The sequence below is a fragment of the Pseudarthrobacter niigatensis genome, from assembly GCF_030812615.1.
Lineage (GTDB): Bacteria > Actinomycetota > Actinomycetes > Actinomycetales > Micrococcaceae > Arthrobacter > Arthrobacter niigatensis.
In genome coordinates this window covers 51,347-72,390 of the sequence record NZ_JAUSTB010000010.1, presented here as the reverse complement: position 1 = coordinate 72,390, position 21,044 = coordinate 51,347, and the positions used below count along the sequence as shown (strand labels likewise).

The window sequence follows — 21,044 nt, the reverse complement described above, 5'->3', positions numbered from 1 at the left end:
TGGGAAACCGGCACGCAACATTCGCGGCCCACACTTGGTATTGCAGGCAAGAGCCCGCACCAGCTCCAGCCAGGAGGCCCCGCGATGTTGAAGAAGGCGACCACGCATGTAACACGAGTCCGCGCCCTGGACCAGCTCCACCGCGGCGACGAAATCGAAGCCCGCCTTTCGGTGGGGCCCTCCTACGACGACGTGGTGATCCGCCGCGGCAGCGTGCAGGAGACAGCTCCCGGCATCGGCGTGGTCTGGATCCTGGACCGCATCAGCGGGGTGCGGAAGGCTATCAATACGGACGAGTGCAGCGTTTGGCGGGTGGCCTAGCCGGTCCGGGAAGACGGCTGCGGGCGTAGTCAGGAAGGACTGTCCGCAACCTGTTCCTGCTGCCGGAGCGCGAGCGAATGCAGCCACTCGATGCTGGCGTCCGTTACCGGATGGGCGGTCCCGAGCGACTCCAGGAACTCCCGCACCCCAACCATCTCCGCCTCCCTCCGGACGGCATGCAGCCGCGTCCCCTCAAGCATCCGCGCCACCAGCGCGTCGCCTGACGGGCCAAGTTCCGCTGCGATCTGGCTGATGATCCAGTCTTTTGCCCCTGCCGCCTCGGCGGCCGTGACCGCCTCCAGGACGGATGCGGCCAATCCCTTCATGAACACGCTGCGGAGCAGCTTCCGGCCGGCGGCAGCACCGGCTTCGCCGCCTGCGCCGGCCGCCGGGATACCCCATCCGGTGAAGAGTGACAGCAGGGCATCAGCCCCCGTGCCGCTAATCAGCAGGGGCGAATTGATCCGCCCGCGGGGAACGGGCGCCAGGATGGCGACGTCGGCGAAAAGGACTCCGCTCCTGGCGGCCCGTTCCGCCAACTGCCGCTTTTGGCCCGGTGCCGCGGTGTTCAGGTCCGCGAAGACGGCTTCCGGGTCCATGGCGGCCAGCGCCTCCGCAAGGACGGCTTCCGCCGCGCCGGCACCCACCAGGCTGATCACCAGTCCGGCGCCGGCCACCGCTTCGCTGATTCCAGGGGCCTGCAGCACCCCCGGCGGAACTGCCTGGACCACCGGATCCGTCCCCGTCACCCGCAATCCACGGCCGGCCAGGTCCTCGGCGTAGATGCTCCCGGCTTCTCCCAGGCCCAGGACGGCGACAGCGGGGCCGGCCGTTCCCACCGGCCTATCGGGCACCGGCGGCAGCGGTCCGCCAGCCGCCGTGGTATTCAGTGCGGGCTGTCACCGCGTAGGGGGCGGGGCTGACGACGGCCCGGACACTGATTTGTTCATGCGGTTCCACGGTGGTCTTCCGGGACCCTCCGTCGGGTTCGCCCCAGACAACCCGCACCTCGGTACCGATCTCCACGTTGGGGTCTACCGTGGCCAGCGAGAGGCCGCGGCGTTCGTTGGCCGTCACGCCGGTGAAGAGCGACAGGCCCACCCCCGTCCCGTCGGCGTCGATGACGGAGTCGTAGTTGGAGGACCCGTAGTTGGCGTTGGGGACGTCGAAGAACTGGTAGCCGGGCTTGTCGCGGTCCAGGAACGACGCCCAGATGGCGGCCAGGTCCTCGTCGTTCCAGGCGAGGGTGACTTTTTTCCGCTGGGCAGCAGGGTCGACCCCCTGGAGGGCGTCGCGGCCAATGAAGTCGTGGTCGAATTTCACGAAGGAGCCGTAGCCCAGTTCCCAGGGGGTGAGGTAGTAGTCCTCGATGTTGCCGGAGACAAACGAGCCGGCGAGCGCGTTGACCGCTTCATAGCTGGTTGCCGGCAGCCATTGGCGGTAGGCGCGCTCGGCGTCGCTGCTGTAGATTGCCGGCAGCGGCGAGGGGATCCAGCCCGATTCCAGTGTGTTCGAGGAGTAGGCCCGCGACCCGCACGGTTCCAGCCCGAACTCAGCCCCGGCCTCGAGCACGGCATCACGGATTTTTCCGTGCTGTTCGTAGGGTCCCCAGATTTCAAGCCCCGGCGCTCCCGCCATGCCGTGGCGCAGAGTCCGCACCTGTTCCCCGGCGATGCCCAGGTGGCCCATGTGGAAGAACCTCACCTGCTCCAGGGTTCCGCCGTTGAGTTTCTCGATGATCTGCCAGGCGCTGGGGCCCTGGATCTGGAAGCGGTAGTACTTACGGCTGACCGGCTGTCCGTACGGGCGCGACGGCGACCTGTCGTCGTAGGTGCATTCGACGTCGTAGCCGCCGGTTTCGGCGTGGAACTGGAGCCAGTTGGCAGCCGGCGCGCGGCCCACGTAGACAAACTCCTGCTCTTCCAGGTGGAACAGGATGCCGTCGCCGATCACCCCGCCGTTGGAGGCCGCGGGGACGAACTGTTTGGCGGTGTTGACCGGGAAGTTGGCGAAGCTGTTGATGCCGGTGTCCGAGAAGAGCTTCAGGGCATCGGGGCCCTTTACGAAGAAGTTGACCATGTGGTGGGACTGGTCGTAGAGCACCGCGGTTTCGCGCCACGCGCGCTGCTCGCGCCGCCAGTTGGTGAATTCTGCCGGGACCACGGGGTAGATGTAGGTGCCGAGTTGGGAATTGCGCAGCAGTTCGACGGTATTGCCCGCCGCATCGAGCACGTCCTGCAGGGATTTCGGGGCCATGGGCTGTTCTCCTTCGGTTCAGTGGGTGGCGCGGTAGCTCTCGCGTGCGTATTGCACGAAGGGAGCGGGGGCGACGGTGGCTCGGATGGGGACCTGCCGGTGGGGTTCCACCTGCAGTTTGGCGGAGTTGGGCTCTTCGCCCCAGAGCACGGTGACCTCGGCGCCGTCTTCCAGTCCCTCCACCGCCGCCAGGGAAACAAAAGAGTGCTCGTTGGCGATGTAGCCGCAGTCAAAGGACTGGCCCACCGTGACGCCGTCCTGGAGCACCCGGTCCACCTGGAAGAGGGCATAGCGGGCCTTGGGCAGTTCGATGTATTTGGCGGGGAGGCCGGGACGCAGGATGGAACCCATCACGTCCTGGACGTCGTCGGGGTTCCAGACGAGTGTCACCTTGCGGCGGGAGGAGGTGCGGGAGAGCGCTTCCAGCGCCTCCCGCCCCACGAAGTCGTGGTCGAACGCGATGGAGCGGCCGTACCCGAGCTCGTACGGGGTCAGGAAGTAGTCCTCGATGTCCGCTGAATCGAAACTCCCGCCCAGGGAACCGGCCGCTGAAGCCGGAAGCCATTCGCGGTAGCCGCGCAACCGTTCGTCCGTGAAGACCGCCGGCACGGGCGAGGGCACCCAGCCGGACTCAAGGTTCGCCGTCGAATAGCCTTTTGCCCCCACCTGGGTCAGGCCGAACTCCCCGCCGGCCTGAAGCAGCGCGTCCCTGACGCGTCCGCCCTCTGCCCAGGGGCCGAACAGCTCAAAGCCGGGCTGTCCGGCCATGCCGTGCCGGATGGCCCGGACCTGCAGTCCGGCGATGGGGAGGTGCCCCATGTGGAAGAACCCGAGTTGCGGCACCGGGGCGCCGGTGAGTTTTTCGACGATGGCCATGGCGGTGGGCCCCTGGAGCTCGTAGCGGAACAGGCTGGGGTCTCCGGCGCGGACGATCGAGTTTCCGTCCCGGGAAACTTCAACGTCGTGGCCTCCGGTTTCGGCGTGGTACTGCACCCAGTCGATGGCCATCGGGTGGCCCACCAGGTTGAAGGACTGTTCGTCAAGATGTGCCAAAATGGCGTCGCCAATGAGCTGCCCTGAATGGTTCACCGCGATGAACTGCTTGGCACGGTCCACGGGGAAGTTCGCGAAAGAGTTCACCGCGAGCCCGCGCAGCAGCCCCTCCGCGTCCGGCCCGGAGAGGAAGAGATCGGTCATGTGGTGGGACTGGTCCAGGAGGGCGCAGGCCGTACGCCAGGAATTCCGCTCGGAGCGCCAGTTGCTGAACTCCGCCCGCACGGGAAAAACGTGGGGGCTGGCCGGGGAATCACGTAGAAGCTGGACCGGTGAAGCGGCCCGGTCCAGCGCTTCCTGCAAAGTCCCTGTCACTGTGAAATGCCTGTCACTGCGAACTCCATCGTTCGGTCCACGGCGGGGGGCAGCCCGGGACGTCCAGTACCAACACGATTGCTAACAAAATTGTATCGGATGTCTTGACCAAAGTTCCAGAGCGTGGTTTTCTGGCACTGTCCGCCGAAAAGGACTGACCATGGGCCGTCCAGGCACCATGCCCGCCGTGGAACGCGAGGGTGCACATGCCGGGTACAGAGGGGATCCCCTGCCTCCTGATGCGGGGCGGGACCTCCAAGGGTGCGTTGTTTTTGGCCTCGGACCTGCCTGCCGACCCCGCAGAACGCGACGACCTGCTGTTGCGGATCATGGGCTCGCCTGATCCCCGCCAGGTGGACGGACTGGGCGGGGCGCACCCCTTGACCAGCAAGGTTGCCGTCATCTCGCCGTCTCCGGACGCCGGCGCGGACGTGGACTACCTGTTCCTCCAGGTCGCCGTGGACACCGCACTGGTCAGCAGCCGGCAGAACTGCGGGAACATCCTTGCGGCCGTCGGGCCCTTCGCCGTCGAGCGGGGCCTGGTGCAGCCGGCGGACGGCCAGACCGAGGTGCGCATCCGGATGCTGAACACGGGCAGCATGGCCACGGCGCGGTTTGCCACCCCCGGCGGGGTGGTGGATTACGACGGCGGCCCGGCGGCAGGCGGGGCGGTGGCCATCGACGGGGTTCCAGGTACGGCGGCAGCCATCCGGCTCAATTTCGAAGGCACCGCGGGATCTTCGACCGGTGCCCTGTTTCCCACAGGCCACGTCATGGACCGCGCGGACGGGGTGGACCTCACGTGCGTTGACAACGGAATGCCGACCGTCCTGATGCGCGCCGCCGACCTGGGCGTCGCCGGGGACGAGGCCCCCGCAGACCTTGAGGCCAACGCAGGCCTGGCACAACGGCTGGCCGGGCTCCGCCTCGCGGCGGCGGACCTGATGGGCATGGGCGATGTCAGCGCTGCCACCGTGCCCAAGCTGGTGCTGCTGGCGCCGCCGCGGGAGGGGGGTGCCATCGCCACCCGCAGCTTCCTTCCCGTCCGGGTCCACACCTCCATCGGCGTGCTGGGAGCACTCACCGTGGCGGCCGGAGTACTGGCCGAAGGATCGGTGGGCCACGACCTGGGCGTCCTTCCTTCACCGGGAGAACCCTTCCGGGTGGAACACCCCAGCGGGCACTTCGACGTCGAGGTGTCCATCGAGGCCACCCCGGACGGCTACACCGTGACCCGCTCAACCGCCCTCAGGACGGCACGGAAGATTTTCGATGGACGCGTCTTCCCGCGCCCCTGACGCCTGCACAACGACCCCCTTTAGAGAGGACAGCTTCATGACCGGGTATACCTCGTTCGACGTCGCCCACCTGGGAAACGTGGAACTGCTGACCCCCGTCTTCGAGGAAAGCCTGTGGTTCTTCCGCGACCTGCTCGCCATGCGCGTCGTGGCGGAGACCAGCAGCGCCGGCACGAAGTCCGCCTACCTTCGCACCTGGGACGAATACCAGCTCTACACCGTCAAACTCACCGCCTCGGCCGATGCCGGTGTCGGGCGAACCACCTTCCGGGCCACCAGCCAGGAGGCACTGGAGCGCCGGGTCGCCGCCATCGAAGCCACCGGCCTGGGCATCGGCTGGGAAGACGGTGAAGTGGGAACCGGGCCCACCTATTCCTTCCGGGACCCCGACGGGCACCTCTTGGGCATCTATTACGAAACCGAACGGTACGTGGCCACGGACGACAAACCCGCCCTGAAGAACCAGGCCTCGGCCTTCCCCGGCCGGGGAGTCAACGCCCGGCGGCTGGACCACATCAATTTCCTGGCCAAGGACGTGGTGGCCAACGGGGAGTTCGTGGCCCAGGCGCTGTGCGGGCGGGAGAGTGAGCGCATCCGGCTCGACGATGGTGGATACGCCGCCTGGTGGTTCCACTTCAACAACAAGTCCTACGACATCGTGTATTCCGACGACTGGCTCAAGCACGGCAACCGGCTCCACCACGTGGCGTTCGCCCCCGATACCCGCGAGGACATCCTGAAGGCCGCGGACATCTTCCTTGAAAACGGCATCCACATCGAGTCCGGTCCGCACAAGCACGCCATCAACCAGACGTTCTTCCTGTATGTCTGGGAGCCCGGCGGCAACCGGATCGAACTGGCCAACGCCGGCGCCCGCCTGCTGCTTGACCCGGACTCGCCCGTGGTCGAGTGGAGCCAGGAGGAGCGCCGCAAAGGGCAGGCCTGGGGCATGAAAACCATCGAGACGTTCCATACGCACGGAACGCCGAACGTCAGCCAGTGAGAATATTAAAGGATCCCGGCAGTACCGCACAGAGAGGTGCATCATCATGACCAACACAGTGGACACGTCCGCCCCGGTGACCACCGGCCTCTTCATCGGAGGCACCGAGCGCCAGGCCGCCGCCACCATGGAGATTGCCGATCCCGGCAAGCCCGGCACAGTGGTGGGCCACGCCGCGGCCGCCGGGCCGTCCGACGTCCAGGATGCCATCGCCGCGGCAAAGGCGGCCTACCCCGGATGGGCTGCCCTGGGGGCTCAGGAGCGAGCGGACCGGATGCGGCAGGCGCTGGAAGGCATTGCGGACTTCCGCGATGAGGATGCCGCCATCCTTTCGCAGGAAAACGGCAAGATCCGCATGGAAGCCTGGGTGGACTCGCTGGTGTTCGAGATCAGGTGGAACCTCGCGCTGGAACTGGCTCCCGACGTCGACACCGCCAAGACGCTGCCGCCCGCGCCCGGCATTCCCGTCTCCACGTCTGTCACCTTCCAGCCCCTGGGCGTGGTGACGGTCATCGTGCCCTTCAACTGGCCCATTGCCATCCTCGCGGCCTCGCTGCCGCACGCACTGCTGGCAGGGAACACGGCAATCGTTAAGCCGCCGCCCACCGCGCCGCTGGCAACCACGCGCGTGGTCCAGCGGATTGCCGAAAAGCTTCCGCCAGGGGTGCTGAACGTGGTGACCGGCAAGGACGCGGACATGGCCGAACTCATCACCAGCCCGGACATTGCCAAGGTCTGCTTCACGGGAAGCGTGGGCGGCGGCAAGCGCATCATGGAAATGGCTGCGAAGTCCCTCACCCGCGTGACGCTTGAACTCGGCGGGAACGACGCCGCCGTCATCCTCCAGGACGCGGTCCTTGACGACACCCACCTGGACCGGCTCTATGCCGCCATCTTCGACACGACCGGCCAGATCTGCATGAACGCAAAGCGGGTCTACGTGCACCGTTCGCGCCTGGACGAGGTGGTGGACGGGCTCTCGCAGCGGCTTGGAAAGGCGGTCATCGGCTACGGGCTCGACGACGGGACCACGATGGGTCCGCTGCACTCCCCCGTGCAGAAAGCCTTCGTGGCCGAACTCATCGAGGAGGCCAAGGAAGCGGGCGCCGATGTCAGGGAGTTCGGCACCCTTCCCTCGGACCCTGAACTGCACGGCGGGAACTTCCTGCGCCCGGCACTGGTCATCGATCCGGACCCCTCGCTGCGGGTTGTCACCCAGGAACAGTTCGGGCCCGTGATCCCCCTGATCCCGTTCGACACGGAGGACGAGGCGGTGGAGGCGGCGAACGCCACCTGGGCGGGCCTGTGCGGTTCGGTGTGGACCGCCGACCCGGCAGCGGCCGACCGCGTGGGCGGCAGGCTGGTCTGCGGCTACGTCTGGGTGAACGACCACGGGGCAACCCGCCTGGACCTGCGCGCCCCTTTCGGCGGCATGAAGCAGTCCGGCATGGGCCGGGAACAGGGCATCGAAGGGGTCCGGGCCTTCCAGGACACCCGCGCCATCGCCCATCTCGAACCGGGCGCAGCCGAAGGGTAGGGCCTGCGGACGGCCGGCAGGCAAGCAGGGATCAGCAATCCCGGAATAGCTATCGACATTACCTATGCTCATAGGTAATCTTGGAGGCGGGTGCACCGCTGCACCCGCCGAAAGGATGACCTGATGGCGACTCGAACCATGCCCGCCCCCAACCGGGCAGCATCCCTGGAACTCATCAAGAACTTCTCGCTGGAGATGACCGGCAAGGACATTCCTGCCCTCATCGAGGCAAAGGACGGCATTCCGCCGGGCACCCGCATCAATGTCACCTTCCTCGGCAACGAGGACCTGGAGATGCGGGTGGCCGCGGCCAAGGCGGCCCGGGACCTGGGGTTCATCCCGGTGCCGCACGTTTCGGCGCGCCGGCTGAAGTCGAAGGGCGACCTTGAGGAGTTCCTTGGGCGGCTCCAGGAGGTGGGCGCCGCCGAGCATCTTTTCGTGGTGGGCGGCGACCCCGCAGAACCGGAGGGCCCGTACAGGGACTCCCTGGCACTGGTCAACACCGGGCTCCTGCAGCAGTACGGGGTCCGGGAGGTGGGAATCGGCGGGTATCCGGAAGGCCATCCGGACATCCGCAAGGAAGATCTCTGGCGTGCCCTGGAGGACAAGTCCGCAGCCCTCGCCGCGCAGGGGCTTAAGGCCTCCATCATCACGCAGTTCGCCTTCGACACGGCGCCGGTTGCCGCGTGGATCGACGAGGTCCGGGCCAGGGGCATCCAGGCTCCCATCCGCGTAGGCACGCCAGGCCCGGCCGGAGTCAAGCGGCTCCTCGGTTTCGCTCGGCGCTTCGGCGTGGGAGCCAACGCCATGATCGTGAAGAAATACGGCTTCTCGCTGACCAACCTGATGGGCGACGCCGGCCCGGACCGGTTCGTCAACGATCTGGCCGCCGTACTGGCCGACCATGCACCGCGGCAGGACCACCACCTTCCGGCGCAGGTAGGGCTTCACTTCTACACTTTTGGCGGCCTGCTGGCCACGGCCAACTGGGTCCGGCACTTCACCGAAGAGGGCTAGGGCGGCAAGCCATGGTCCTGCACACCGAATCCCGCAAGGACCAGTCCTGCCTGATCGTCCACGGGCCGGACCAGCCGGGCATCGTGGCTGCCGTAGCCGCCCTGGTGACCCGCAACAGGGGAAACATCGTGTCCCTGGACCAATACTCCAGTGATCCTTCGTCGGGTGATTTCTTCCAGCGGGTGGTCTTCAACCGGCCGGACCTGTCCGCCGCCATGCCCGGGATCGAGGCCGACCTCGCCCGGACGCTCGCGCCCCTGGGGCTGACCTGGACGCTGACCGACCGCTCCATCCCCAAGCGCATGGCCATCCTGGTCTCCACCTCAGACCACTGCCTGCTCGAACTCCTGTGGCGGCACCGGAGGGGCGAACTGCCGGTGACCATCCCCATGGTGATCTCAAACCACACCAACACGGCGGAGGACGTGCGGTCCTTTGGTGTCCCGTTCTTCCACGTCCCTTCCGCCGGTCCGGACAAAGGCGCGGCCGAAGCCCAGATCCTGAAGCTCCTGGAAGGGAACGTGGACTTCGTGGTGCTGGCCCGGTACATGCAGATCCTGTCCCCCGGATTCCTGGACGCGGTTGCCGTACCGCTGATCAACATCCACCATTCCTTCCTGCCCGCGTTCGTGGGCGCCGCCCCCTACCGCAAGGCGAAGGACCGGGGCGTCAAGCTGATTGGCGCCACCTCGCACTACGTGACCAAGGACCTGGACGAGGGGCCCATCATCGAACAGGATGTGGCCCGCGTGACGCACGCCCACTCGGCGCAGGACCTGCAGGCGCGGGGCGCCTACGTGGAACGCGCGGTGCTCTCCCGCGCCGTCCAGTGGCATGCCGAAGACCGGGTCATCCGGCACGGCAACCAGACCATCGTCTTCTGAGACCCACCAACAATCCGATACAGAACAAGAGGTTCAACGTGGCACCGAAAAACCTGCAGGAAGTCCTCGACGCGTCGAAAGGGGCCGTGGATCTCCTCCGCAACTCCCAGATCGGCTCCTACATCTACCCGGTGGTGCCGGCCGACTTCCAGAACTGGATCAAGGAGCAGACCGCGTGGCGTCAGACGGCCGTGCTGTACGACCAGTCCCACCACATGGACAACCTGTTCCTGAAGGGGCCGGACGCCATCAAGCTGATCACGGCGACCGCCATCAACTCCACCGTCACCTTCCCGGTGAACAAAGCCAAGCAGTACGTGCCCACCACAGAGTCCGGGCACGTGATCGGCGACGGCATCCTCTTCCACGAGGCGGACGACGAGTACGTGTACGTGGGCCGCTCCCCGGCGGCCAACTGGCTGCTCTACCACGGCGAAACGGGCGGTTACCGGGACCTGGACATCACCGTGGACCGGCGCTCCCCGTCGCGGCCGTACGGCCACCCGGTGACCCGCCAGTACTACCGCTTCCAGATCCAGGGACCCAACGCCTGGCAGGTGATCGAAAAACTCAATGGCGGAGCCCTGGAGCAGCTCAAGTTCTTCAACATGTCCACCATGACCATTGCCGGCACCACGGTCCGCACACTGCGCCACGGCATGGCCGGCGCGCCGGGGCTGGAGGTGTGGGGACCGTACGCGGACCACGACCGCATCCGCGACGCGATCGTGGACGCCGGAGCCGAGTTCGGACTGGTCCCCGTCGGTTCCCGGGCGTACCCGTCCAACACCCTCGAATCGGGCTGGATCCCGTCTCCCCTTCCCGCCATCTACACCGGCGAAGCAGAGCGCGGCTACCGTGAATGGCTGCCGGCAGATGGCTACGAAGCAACCGGGACCCTGGCAGGATCCTTTGTGTCCGGGAACATCGAGGACTACTACTTGACCCCGTGGGAGCTGGGCTACGGCTCATTCGTGAAGTTCGACCACGACTTCATCGGCCGGGACGCGCTCCAGAAAATCGACCCCGCCGCCCAGCGCAGGAAAGTCACCCTGGCCTGGGACGCCGAAGATGTCACCTCCATCTTCGCATCGCTGTTCGATGTGGACGGACCCAGCTACAAGTTCTTCGACCTGCCCCTGGCAAACTACGGCTCGGCCAACTACGACTCCGTGGTGGACGCCGACGGAACCGTGGTGGGTTACTCAATGTTCACCGGCTACAGCGCCAACGAACGCCGCGCCCTCTCGCTTGCAACGATTGATCCCAACGTTCCCGAAGGCACGGAACTGAAGGTGGTATGGGGTGAGCCCAACGGCGGCACTGCCAAGGCCGCCGTCGAACCCCATGTGCAGACCGAGGTGCGTGCGGTGGTCAGCCCCGTGCCCTACTCCACCGTGGCCCGCGCCACCTACCACGGCGGGTGGCGGACGAACTACCAGTCGGCCTAGGCTGGGGACCCCGGAGTGCGGGGGCGCGTGCGCCCCCGCACCTTCCTTGAGCCCTTGGAGGAGTACCGCATGAGCCTTCGGTACGCGCTGCTTGCGCTGCTGCGCGTGGGCCCGCTGTCAGGCTATGAACTGCAAAAGCAGTTCTCCATGTCGGTAGGCCACGTGTGGCACGCCCCCGACTCGCAGATCTACCCTGAGCTGCGCAAGATGGAGGCGGAAAACCTCATCGAAGGTGAGGAGCAGCCCCGGGGCCAGCGCGCCACGCGGCGGCTGTACCACGTGACGGATACCGGAAACCAGGCCTTCCTTGACTGGATGCAGACGCCCCTGGAGTACGCCCGGGTCCGCGACCCCGCCCACCTGCGGGCCGCCTACCTTGAAGCGGCGTCACCGGAGGCCGCGCGGGCGTTCTTCCGGCGGCATATGGACCAGTGGGAGTCCGAACTCGCCCAGTGGGAGGGTGAACTCCAGCGCATCGACCAGGTGGACAACCCAATGCTGGTGCGCCGCCTGGCCGTGACGGATCCGGCCGACCGTGAACGGACCATCGCCTTTAAGCGGTTTACCTACGAGGGCCTGGTGGACCGGGCCCATGTGGAGATCGCGTGGGCCCGGCGCGGGCTGGAACTGGTGGACACCCTCGAGTCCGGGGGCGGCGCCCGGCCGGAGCCGAGCGCCGCCCGCGCCTAGCGGATACCGCCCTGGTCAGCCAAAGTTCTCGGCCGTTGCGTAGCCCTTGCCGTTGTACTTCTGCACCACCACCGAGGACACGGCCGGCTGGCCGTCCACCGTGGTGTTGACCGACGTACCTTCCAGCATCAGCGGCGCCTTCAGGTCCTTGATGTCCCGCAGCGCCGTCATGAAGCTGTCCCGGGTGGGTTCCTTCATGTTCTGGAACGCCTTCTCAAGGGTGGCGCCCACCATGTAGCTCCACATGCAGTGCGGGAAGGCCGGCATATCCGGGTAGTTCCCGTACTTCTTGAGTTCGTCAAGGAATTTCACGACGTCGGGGTCCTTGGCGAACGCGGGGCTCTGCGGTGCCTTGGCAAAGGACACCGAGTAGATGCCGGGGTAGGCGGCAGCGCCGCCGGGCTCAAGGATCGCAGTGGGGCTGGACGTATTGGAGGGCAGGAACCAGCTGGGCTTCCAGCCGATCTGCTGCGCCTTCTGCAGCGCGGCGATGGTCAGCGGCGTGATGGACATGGCGTTGAAGAAGACGTCCGCTCCGGAGGAGGCCAGCTGGGTGAGCTGGGCATCAACGGATGTGTCGGTGGCCTCGTAAGTCTGCTCCCCCACCACCGAGATGTTGGATGCTCCCTGGATGGCTTCCTTGAAGCCGGCAACGTAGCCCTTGCCGTAGTCATCGTTCTGCGACAGGATGGCCACCTTGTGCTGCGCGCCCGACTTCGCCAGGAGCTTGCCGAAGGCGCCCCCCTCATTCTGGTAGATGGGCACGAAGCCCAATTGCCACGGGCTCTGCTTCCGGTCGCTGAAGAGCGGGTCACCGGTCATCACCAGCACCTGCGGGACTTTCTGGCTGATCGCGGCGTCGCGGAAAGCACGGTTGGTGGGGGTGCCCAGGCCGGCCGTGGCGGCAAAGACGTTGTCCGACACCATCTGCTGGAAGTTGGCCAGCGACTTTTGCGGATCGTAGGCGTCGTCGTAGGACTTGATGTTCACGGTTCGCGTCTTGCCGTCGCCAAACTTCACGCCGCCGGCGGCGTTCGCGGCACCGAAGTAGGCCGAGACGCCGGCCACGGTGCACTTGCCCGGCCCTGCGGTGGCGCCGCTAAGGGGGGTGGTGATGCCAAGCGTGATCGCCGAGTCCGTGATCCCGGGAGAGGACGCAGAACCGCCGCCGCCCTGGCCGCCGCTATCGCCCCTGCAGCCGGACAGGGAGAGCGCGAGGGCGGCTGTTACGGCAACGATGCCAAGTACCCCGCCGGGCTTCTTTCTCATGTTCATGGTCCATCTTGCCTCTCTGTTTGTTCATGTCCCTCCAGCGCATCGTCCGGAACCGGGCGGTGCGCTGGAGCGGTCTGCTGGGAAGTCTCCCGAACCGGGCCGGCGGAGGACCGGCGGCCCGTGGAGCGGCCGGCACCGGTCCGGCGGGTCAGCCGCCGCACCACCCGGGGCACGCTCACCAGGCCGCCGGGCAGCAGGAACAGCACCGCGAGAAGGATGGCGCCCTGGCTGACGGTGGTGAGGTTGGGATCGATGGCGTTGGTCAGCTGTGGGACGAAGACGTAGTAGGCACCGCCAAGGAGGGACCCGGCGATGCTGCCCGCGCCGCCGATGACCATGGCAGCCAGGAGGCTGATGGAGTGGCCGAAACTGAGCGTCTCAGGCGACGTGTACTGCACGGCGGCGAGGTACAGGAAGCCGCTGGCCCCGCCGAAGATGGAGGCGATGGTAAAGGCGAGCACCTTGGTCCGGTAGGGGGAAATGCCCATGGAGGCCGCGACAGCCTCGTTCTCCCGGACCGCCGCGAACGCCCGCCCGTACTTGCCCCGGACCAGGCTCCGCGCCAGCAGGAAGGCCGCGGCTGCCACCACCAGGACGATGTAGAACTGCCACTGGTCGTTGTCCAGCCCGGACCAGTCGGGGGCGTCCGTGAACCGTGCGGAGATCCCCTGCGAGCCGCCGGTGAATTCGGAGAGGCGCTTGGCCAGGGGTACCCCGACGATGGGGAGGGCGATGGTGACCATCGCGATCGCCAGGCCGCCCAGGCGTGCGGCCGCGAGGGCCACCAGCAGCCCCACCACACCGGCCACGGCGCAGGCCGCGACGAACACCAGCAGGATGTTCCAGCCGTGGTTGACGCCGTAGGCGGTGACATAGGCTCCCAGCCCCACGAAGAAGATCTGCCCGAGGTTGACCTGGCCGGTGTAGCCCATGACGATGTTCAGCCCGAGCACCGCCACCGCATAGACACCGATGCGGACCAGCGTCTGGTTCGCAAAGGGCGGCAGGGCCAGAGGGGCCACGATCAGCACAATGGCCGCGAGGGCGGCGAGGAGTATCCGGACCCATGGCCTGCGTGCAGTGGCGGCAGCGGCATTCATCAGACCCTCACCACGACCTTCCTGCCGAACAGGCCTTGGGGACGGACGATGAGGATGACGAAGATCAGCGCGAAGGGCACCGCGATTTTGAGGTCGTGGCCGATGAGGGGAACGTAGACGGCCACCAGGTTTTCCAGGACACCGATTGCGGATGCCGCCACCACGCAGCCGATGGGACTGGTCAGGCCGCCGAGGATCACGGCGGCGAGCGCGTAGACGAGGGCGGTGTCCAGCATGCCGGGCGTCAACGTCAGCTGCGGAGCAACCAGGACGCCGGCAACCGCCCCCAGGGTGGCAGCGAGTCCCCAGCCCACCATGAGCAGGCGGCCCACCGGCAGGCCCGAAAAAGCGGCCGACGCCGGGTTGTCGGCAACGGCGCGGAGGGCCAGTCCCAGCTTGGTGCGCAGGAAGAGCAGTTGCAGGACCACCATGATCACAACGATGGTCACGGCGGTGGCAAGGGACCTGACGCTGACGACGGCCCCGAGGATTTCAACGCTGGTCAGCGGGAAGAGCGACGGGAACCCCAGGTTGTTGTAGCCCCACAGGACCGCGCAGATACCGGTGACCAGGGTGAGCAGGCCGATTGTCACCACCACTGCGGTGTCCGGATCTCCCCGTTCAAACCGCCGGATCAGGAAACGTTCCACCAGTGCGCCGAAGAGGAAGGACAGGACAATGGCAATGATGATGGCCAGGATGAGCGGCAGGCCGAGCTGCACGAACGCGTAGGCGAGGTAGGCGGACAGCACCGCCATGCCGCCCTGCGCGAAGTTGATCAGGCCGGTGGCCTGGTTCACCAGCACGATTGCCAGGGCCAGGGCCGCGTAGATGGAGCCGGTGGCCAGGCCGTCGACGACGAGTTGGATGAAGGTTCCCATGTCGGTCAGCCCCCCAGGTAGGCGCGGCGGATTTCGTCCATGCCCTTGAGTTCGGCCGAGGTTCCGGTGAGGACGTTCCGGCCCGTTTCCAGGACGGTAGCGGTGTCCACCAGGGAGAATGCGAGGTTTGCATTCTGTTCCACCACCAGCATCGCGATCCCGGATTCGAGCCGTAGCCGCCGGATGGCCTGGTACACCGTTTTGGCGGTGCTCGGTGCCAGCCCCAGCGAGGCTTCGTCCAGGAGCAACAGTTTGGGTTTGGCCATGAAGGCGCGGCCAACCGCGAGCATCTGTTGTTCGCCGCCCGAAAGCGCTGCTGCCCGCGAGCCAACCCTGTCCTGCAGTTGCGGAAACAGGTCCAGGCAGTAGTCGATGTCACCGGCGATGGCCTTCCGGTCCTTGCGCAGGTAGGAGCCCACCATCAGGTTCTCCCGCACGCTCAGCTGGCCCAGGGTGCCCCGCCCTTCAGGTACGTGTGCTACGCCGAGTGCTGCCACTTGGTCCGGCCGGAGGCCCCTGATGTCCCTGCCATCGAACCGGATGCTGCCGCCGGTCCGGACGCTGCCGCTGATGGCCCGGAGCGTGGTGGTTTTGCCCGCCCCGTTCGCGCCCAGGATCCCCACGGATCCGCCCTCCGGGACGCTGAGGGAGACCCCCTCCAGGACCTGCACGGGGCCGTAGGACGCTGTGACGCCGGTCAGTTCAAGCAGCGTCATCCGCGGCGTCCTTTCCGATGTAGGCCTCAATGACGCGGGGATCGGACTGGGCTTCCGCCGCGGTTCCCGACATCAGCTTCCGCCCGTGGTCCAGGACCACCACCTGGTCCGTCAGAGCGGAAATAAGTCCCATGTGGTGCTCCACGATGATGATGGTGAGGTCCTGCTCAGCGCGGAGGCGCTTCACGGTGGCGATGAGCTGTTCAACCTCCCCATGCGACAGGCCGGCTGCCGGTTCATCGAGAAGGAGCAACGTGGGCCTGGAAAGCAGCGCCCGCCACAGCTCGATGCCCTTGTGGAGCCCGTGGGACAGTTCGTCGGCAGGCACGTCCGCCGCCCATCCCAGCCCGGCGTTGGCCAGGAGGTCGAGTGCCTCGGCGCGGACGGCGCGCTCGGCGCGGACGGTGTACGGCATCCGCAGCGCCCACGAGACCGGGCCGCCTGGCAGCCGCGTGTGGCCCCCGAGGAGCACGTTCTGCAGGACTGTGGCATTCAGCTGGAGCGCCGGGTGCTGGAAGGTGCGGGCAAGTCCAAGGCGTGCCATCCGGGACGGGGCACTGCCGGACACCTCGGTCCCGTCGATGGAAACTGAACCGGAACTGGGCTTGTAGTGGCCGCTGATGCAATTGAACAGGGATGTCTTGCCGGCACCGTTCGGGCCCACCAGGCCGAAGATCACGCCGGGCTCGACGTCGAAACTGACGTCCTGCAGCACCTTGACCCCGCCGAAGTGCAGGCTGACGTCCTTGAGGCTCAGGCTCGCGGCCACCCTGTACCTTCCTGTTGCATCATCGCTAGGAATGGATGCAGTTGATCACCACTGCACGAAACCGACGCTACGGATCGCGGACGAAATTGTCAACGATTTTGCACTCGGTTTGCGCCAACGACTCCAGCCGCCGCTCAGCCGCCCGCAACAGACTGGATAACCAGCACTTCCTGGCCCGGCGCTACCTCGGTTTCCAGGCCCTGAAGCCGCCGCACCTCGTCACCGCCGACGTAGATGTTGACGAATCTGCGCAGCGCCCCGGTCTCGTCCCGGAGCCGGCGTCCCAGCACGGCATAGTCGGCGGCGACGGCATCGAGCAGGTGCCCCACCGTTACCGGCCCGTCGGCCGGTGTGGAGAGCACGGGTTGTCCGCCGGCCAGGGGTTGCAGGACACTGGGCAACAGCAGCGAAATCTCAGGCACTGGCTACCACTGCCGCCCGGACGCAGAGGACGTCCGGCAGGTGGGACGCTACCTCCGTGAACGTCTCCCCTTCATCGGCACTCGCGTAGACGGTCCCGCCCCGTGTGCCGAAGTAGACGCCGGCCGGTTCCGCCGTGTCCACCGAGGCAGCGTCCCTGAGCACACTGTTGTATTCCTGCTCGGGGAGGCCGGCGCTGAGCCCCGTCCAGGTGTTCCCGGCGTCGTCCGTGCGATGGACGGCGAGCTTTCCGTCCGGGGGGATGCGTTCGCCGTCGGCCTTCAGCGGTATCACCCAGGCGGTGCCGTCCCGGCGCGGATGCGTCAGCATGACGAAGCCGAAGTCGGCCGGTAGGCCCTCCGCGATGGAGTTCCAGCTGTCGGCATTGTCGTCGGTCCGGTAGACCCCGTGGTGGTTCTGTGCGTAGAGGCGTCCTTCGACGGCGGCATCCGCGGCGATCTTGTGCACGCATTGGCCGAACTCCGGGTTGGGATCCGGCATGAAGTAGGCCGAGATGCCCTTGTTGCGCGCTTCCCAGGACAACCCGCCGTCCAGCGAGCGGTACACACCTCCGGTGCTCATGGCGACGTGCACGGTTTCGCCCGCCGGGTCCACCACGATCGAATGTGCCGCCGCACCGCCGTAGCCTGCTCCCCACTCACTGCGGTGCGGGTGGTCCCACAGGCCTCGGTTCAACTCGAAGTGCTCGCCGCCGTCGGTCGATTTCCATACGGAGATGGGCTCCGCCCCCGCCCACACCACCCCGGGCCGGGACTCGGCGTCCGGGTAGATCTGCCATACGCGCTCCACGGCGGCGCCGGTGTCGCCCGGAAAGGTGATGGCGCCATGTTCCGGCTCGGACCAGGTGGCACCAAGGTCATCGGAGTGTGCAACGGTGGGTCCCCAGTGCGGGCTGCGGACTCCCACCAGAATCCTGGTGCGGCCCTCGCGGGTATCGATTCCGATGCTGGGGATTTCGGCCATGAGGAAGTGGGGGCCGCTGAAGGACCATTCCCGCCGGTCCCGGCTGGTGGCGAGCCACAGCCCTTTCTTGGTGCCGATTGCCAGGATGAAGGATTCTGCCGCCGTTGCCATGCGGACCATGCAACCACCGTCAGGGGCAACGCGCAACGGTTTTGAGCCCGCCACCGGTGGGACAGCGGGCGGACAAGGGGTTAGTCCACGAATTCCGACTGCGTTTCGATGAAGTCCCAGTCAGCGGCGGTCAGCACGGCGGCGGGATTGCCCGGATGCGGGCCGCCGGCTTCCGCAATCCCCTGGAGTACCGGAAGCGGCAGCTCCAGTGCGCGGAGGTTCTGCCGCAGCCACTCTTTGCTGGCCAGGTCCAGGTCCAGCCACCACATGTAGATTTCCACGATTCCCCCTCCCTGCTTCAGTTAAAACGGTAGGCGCGGCCCGCACTGCGGACAAGGTCCCGCCGCGGAAGCAGGTGGCGCTGGCCGGCTTTAGGGTACTGGCAGGTAACTTGGGCCGCCAGCCCCGCAGAAAGACGAGTACCCCCTACTGGCGACTGCCCCAGGCGGCGCCCCTAGCCTGAAATCTCAAAGCAAGCTGACCGTGCTGCTGGGGCATACGGCGCAACCGCTGGCCGTCCCCCGCCATGGTCCGTTTGACGCACACATATGGGGAGAAGACATGAAACGCACCTTAGCCACACTGGGGGTGGTTGGGCTCGGCCTGATCAGCCTCACAGCGCCTGCCATGGCGGGCTCTGACCAGGTGGTGGTCTGCCACTGGGACGGAACTGCGCTCAAACAAATTGGATTTAGCTCCAACGGTGTCGGCGGGCACGACCAGCACCCCGAGGACATCATTCCCCCCACCGACAAACTGCCGGCGGGCAAGAACTGGACTAACGCCGGGAAAATCCGTTACGTCAACGAATGCGGCGCGACGCTGCCGCCAGGCGAGGTGATCGACCCGCCCGTTGTCGTCGACCCTCCCGTTACCCCGCCGGTCGTAACCCCGCCCGCCGTGGTCGACCCTCCCGTTACCCCGCCGGTCGTAACCCCGCCCGCCGTGGTCGACCCTCCCGTTACCCCGCCGGTCGTAACCCCGCCCGTGGTCACGCCGCCTGCTGAGCAACCGCCAGCGGTGACTCCTCCGGCCAACGAGACGCCCGTCGTCGTGAACCAGCCTGTGGAACAACCCGCGGTGCAGCCACCGGCGGAAAACCCTGCCAAGCAAACACCGGCGCAGGAGTCACCCGCCGGCGTAGCCCCGGCAGCCGTACCGGCCAAGCAGGCCGCCGCGAAGCCTGCCCCGCAGGCCGCTCCGGCTGCAGCCCCGGTCAGCGTGGGAACCAACCAGGGCTACAACGCCCAGACGGCCGTTGGGGCTGACAGCACACCCGGCTGGCTTGCTGGCCTGGGAGCACTGGCCGCCGCAGGAGCGATGGTGGGGGTACGCCGTCGGCCACGTCCGCTGCACACCACCCGCTAGCCCACAATCCGCCACCCCGGTGGCTTAGAGACAAGGAAGGCGCCCTGCCAGTGCCCGGCAGGGCGCCTTCCTTCCTTCCTTTCCCCAGGCCACCCGTGAGGAGATGCCATGCCACAGGACCGACGCCGGCACGCTGCGCCCGGGCGGGGCCTCACGAGGTGGCAGTCCCGGCAGCGGTGGACCAAAGGCGACCTGGCCATCCTTGGCTGCGGCGTCCTCACCTTCCTGTCCTTCACGGCTGGCGCACCCCTCTTCCACGAGGCCCCCCTGCTGACGGTCCCCGGCATCCACGCGTCGGCTCCCGGCGTACGCGCCGCCGCTGCGCCTGCGGGGGCGGCAGCCCCGATGGCGGAGACTGGCATTCCGCAAGCCACCGGAACAGCGGCCGCCCAGCCCCAGCCCGTGGTGAATCCAGCGCCTGAAGCCGCCGTCCTGCCGCCGGCTGCCCAGCCGATCCACATCCGGTACCCGGCCGCCGCCTTCGATGTGCCCCTCCATCCGCTGGACCTGGACGGCGAAGCACAATCCAGCCGCACCATTGAGCCGCCCGCTACGAAGGACGGCTACTGGCTGTCAGCTTTCGGCACGCCGGGCAAGGGATCCGGCAACACCACGTACGTCATAGGCCACAGCTGGGAGGGTGCGGACGCTCCCTTTAACCATTTGAGCTCGGCGGCCGCCGTTGGTGACCGGTTTGATCTGGAAACCGCCGCCGGGTCCATCAGCTACCAGGTGGACAGCGTTACCACCTACCTGAAGTCCGGCCTCAAGGACAGCGCCGTCTGGGACATGGTGCCCAACCGCCTGGTCCTCATCAGCTGCTTTACCGAGGACCCGTGGGGCAAGAACGTTGTGGTCACCGCTTCCCCAGCTGCCCCGTAGCATCCGCCCGGCAACGCCTGAAACGTGCCCGGGCCTAACGTACCTGTTCACAAGGTCTTTGACTGGCGCACAATGGGCAGCATGACATGGGAAAACTTCGATGGAGCTCCCCTGCTGGTGGGCATCATGCCGAAACAGCACCCGGAGGTCATCCAGACTGCGGCCACCCTCGCTGCCCGGCTGGCGGCACCCCTGGTCTGTGCGTATGTAGACGAAGCCAGCTACCTGGTCGAGTGGGATCCGGCCCGTTCCGCCCACCGCCTGTCCCGGCACCCGGGAGTGGATGACGACATGCTGGCACTGACAACCGAGCTGAAAGCGCTGGTCCAGTCCACCCTGGACCAGCTGCCGGCGGGCGGTGGACCACCGGAGTGGTCCTTCCGCACCCTCACCGGCGACCCGGCCCGGGCACTCGGGCAGCTGGCCGCCGAAATGGACGCACCCTTGATCATTGTGGGTACCCCGGAACGGGGATTTAGCCATCGCCTCTCGGAAGCCCTCAGCGGCGCCGTGGGCACATGGCTCAGCCACCATCAGAGCCGGCCCGTGCTGGTGGTTCCCTACCGGATGCCCGCCCACGAGGACCGGCCGTGATGGGTGCTCCCGGGGGCAAAACCCCTTCTTCGGGGCCCCGCTAAAGTAAAGCGAAAGTAGTTATTCGGGGTGCTGGCGCGGTGCCGTACCAGCCAGTAGGCTGATTCAAGCAAGGCCGA

General features: G+C 67.0%; 22 protein-coding genes. 11 read left to right on the top strand and 11 right to left on the bottom strand.

Features of this window, described 5'->3' with window-relative positions; translation table 11 throughout:
• Positions 1–84: 84 nt before the first annotated feature.
• Positions 85–321: a hypothetical protein gene (locus J2T23_RS14670; protein ID WP_141158887.1), complete on the top strand. Its 237-nt coding sequence runs from the start codon at positions 85–87 to the stop codon at positions 319–321.
• Between the two features lie 29 nt (positions 322–350).
• Here the strand turns inward: J2T23_RS14670 and J2T23_RS14665 are convergent, their stop codons facing one another.
• The 3 genes from J2T23_RS14665 to J2T23_RS14655 are packed head-to-tail and all read right to left on the bottom strand — an operon-like array spanning position 351 to position 3,945.
• Positions 351–1,160 carry an NAD(P)-binding domain-containing protein gene (locus J2T23_RS14665; RefSeq protein ID WP_307361094.1) on the bottom strand — a complete coding sequence of 270 codons (810 nt, stop codon included), beginning with the start codon at positions 1,158–1,160 and terminating at the stop codon, positions 351–353.
• 4 nt (positions 1,161–1,164) lie between these two features.
• Positions 1,165–2,577, bottom strand: coding sequence for a vanillate/3-O-methylgallate O-demethylase (gene ligM / locus J2T23_RS14660; protein WP_307361093.1), 1,413 nt, complete (start codon positions 2,575–2,577; stop codon positions 1,165–1,167).
• A gap of 18 nt (positions 2,578–2,595) precedes the next feature.
• Positions 2,596–3,945, bottom strand: a complete 1,350-nt coding sequence (locus J2T23_RS14655) for an aminomethyl transferase family protein (protein WP_307361092.1) — start codon at positions 3,943–3,945, stop codon at positions 2,596–2,598.
• A gap of 206 nt (positions 3,946–4,151) precedes the next feature.
• On the opposite strand from J2T23_RS14655, the gene J2T23_RS14650 reads away from it, so the two are divergent.
• From J2T23_RS14650 to J2T23_RS14620, 7 genes are all read left to right on the top strand, one after another.
• Positions 4,152–5,243, top strand: a complete 1,092-nt coding sequence (locus J2T23_RS14650) for a 4-oxalomesaconate tautomerase (RefSeq protein ID WP_307361090.1) — start codon at positions 4,152–4,154, stop codon at positions 5,241–5,243.
• A 37-nt stretch (positions 5,244–5,280) separates the two neighbouring features.
• Positions 5,281–6,246 carry a VOC family protein gene (locus J2T23_RS14645; RefSeq protein ID WP_307361088.1) on the top strand — a complete coding sequence of 322 codons (966 nt, stop codon included), beginning with the start codon at positions 5,281–5,283 and terminating at the stop codon, positions 6,244–6,246.
• Positions 6,247–6,292: 46 nt separating this feature from the next.
• Positions 6,293–7,783 carry an aldehyde dehydrogenase family protein gene (locus tag J2T23_RS14640; RefSeq protein WP_141158881.1) on the top strand — a complete coding sequence of 497 codons (1,491 nt, stop codon included), beginning with the start codon at positions 6,293–6,295 and terminating at the stop codon, positions 7,781–7,783.
• 123 nt (positions 7,784–7,906) lie between these two features.
• Entirely contained in the window at positions 7,907–8,800 is an 894-nt protein-coding gene (locus J2T23_RS14635; RefSeq protein WP_307361085.1) for a methylenetetrahydrofolate reductase, read from the top strand.
• 11 nt (positions 8,801–8,811) lie between these two features.
• Positions 8,812–9,684: a formyltetrahydrofolate deformylase gene (gene purU / locus J2T23_RS14630; protein ID WP_307361082.1), complete on the top strand. Its 873-nt coding sequence runs from the start codon at positions 8,812–8,814 to the stop codon at positions 9,682–9,684.
• A gap of 38 nt (positions 9,685–9,722) precedes the next feature.
• Positions 9,723–11,135 carry a vanillate/3-O-methylgallate O-demethylase gene (gene ligM / locus J2T23_RS14625; protein WP_307361080.1) on the top strand — a complete coding sequence of 471 codons (1,413 nt, stop codon included), beginning with the start codon at positions 9,723–9,725 and terminating at the stop codon, positions 11,133–11,135.
• A gap of 69 nt (positions 11,136–11,204) precedes the next feature.
• Positions 11,205–11,825: a PadR family transcriptional regulator gene (locus tag J2T23_RS14620; protein WP_141182803.1), complete on the top strand. Its 621-nt coding sequence runs from the start codon at positions 11,205–11,207 to the stop codon at positions 11,823–11,825.
• A 15-nt stretch (positions 11,826–11,840) separates the two neighbouring features.
• Here the strand turns inward: J2T23_RS14620 and J2T23_RS14615 are convergent, their stop codons facing one another.
• From J2T23_RS14615 to J2T23_RS14580, 8 genes are all read right to left on the bottom strand, one after another.
• Positions 11,841–13,094, bottom strand: a complete 1,254-nt coding sequence (locus J2T23_RS14615) for an ABC transporter substrate-binding protein (RefSeq protein ID WP_141158877.1) — start codon at positions 13,092–13,094, stop codon at positions 11,841–11,843.
• A 2-nt stretch (positions 13,095–13,096) separates the two neighbouring features.
• A complete protein-coding gene (locus J2T23_RS14610) occupies positions 13,097–14,200 on the bottom strand; it encodes a branched-chain amino acid ABC transporter permease (protein WP_307361077.1) in 1,104 nt (367 codons plus the stop codon).
• Entirely contained in the window at positions 14,200–15,081 is an 882-nt protein-coding gene (locus tag J2T23_RS14605; protein ID WP_307361075.1) for a branched-chain amino acid ABC transporter permease, read from the bottom strand. Before J2T23_RS14605 ends, J2T23_RS14610 begins: the two co-directional genes overlap by 1 nt.
• Before the next feature lie 5 nt (positions 15,082–15,086).
• Positions 15,087–15,797 carry an ABC transporter ATP-binding protein gene (locus J2T23_RS14600; protein WP_141182806.1) on the bottom strand — a complete coding sequence of 237 codons (711 nt, stop codon included), beginning with the start codon at positions 15,795–15,797 and terminating at the stop codon, positions 15,087–15,089.
• Entirely contained in the window at positions 15,784–16,566 is a 783-nt protein-coding gene (locus J2T23_RS14595) for an ABC transporter ATP-binding protein (protein WP_141182807.1), read from the bottom strand. Before J2T23_RS14595 ends, J2T23_RS14600 begins: the two co-directional genes overlap by 14 nt.
• A gap of 134 nt (positions 16,567–16,700) precedes the next feature.
• A complete protein-coding gene (locus J2T23_RS14590; RefSeq protein ID WP_141182808.1) occupies positions 16,701–16,988 on the bottom strand; it encodes a MoaD/ThiS family protein in 288 nt (95 codons plus the stop codon).
• The gene (locus J2T23_RS14585) at positions 16,981–18,090 is read right to left on the bottom strand and encodes a WD40/YVTN/BNR-like repeat-containing protein (protein WP_307361070.1); all 1,110 of its coding nucleotides are present in this window, start codon (positions 18,088–18,090) and stop codon (positions 16,981–16,983) included. The genes J2T23_RS14590 and J2T23_RS14585 overlap by 8 nt, the downstream gene beginning before the upstream one ends.
• Before the next feature lie 71 nt (positions 18,091–18,161).
• On the bottom strand, positions 18,162–18,362 hold the full coding sequence (locus J2T23_RS14580; RefSeq protein ID WP_141158870.1) for a hypothetical protein: 201 nt from the start codon (positions 18,360–18,362) through the stop codon (positions 18,162–18,164).
• A gap of 280 nt (positions 18,363–18,642) precedes the next feature.
• On the opposite strand from J2T23_RS14580, the gene J2T23_RS14575 reads away from it, so the two are divergent.
• The 3 genes from J2T23_RS14575 (at position 18,643) to J2T23_RS14565 (ending at position 20,925) form a co-directional block, all read left to right on the top strand.
• Positions 18,643–19,449: a hypothetical protein gene (locus J2T23_RS14575; protein WP_307361066.1), complete on the top strand. Its 807-nt coding sequence runs from the start codon at positions 18,643–18,645 to the stop codon at positions 19,447–19,449.
• A gap of 108 nt (positions 19,450–19,557) precedes the next feature.
• Positions 19,558–20,331: a class F sortase gene (locus tag J2T23_RS14570; protein WP_307361063.1), complete on the top strand. Its 774-nt coding sequence runs from the start codon at positions 19,558–19,560 to the stop codon at positions 20,329–20,331.
• A gap of 81 nt (positions 20,332–20,412) precedes the next feature.
• On the top strand, positions 20,413–20,925 hold the full coding sequence (locus J2T23_RS14565) for a universal stress protein (protein ID WP_307361061.1): 513 nt from the start codon (positions 20,413–20,415) through the stop codon (positions 20,923–20,925).
• The last annotated feature ends 119 nt before the right edge of the window (positions 20,926–21,044 follow it).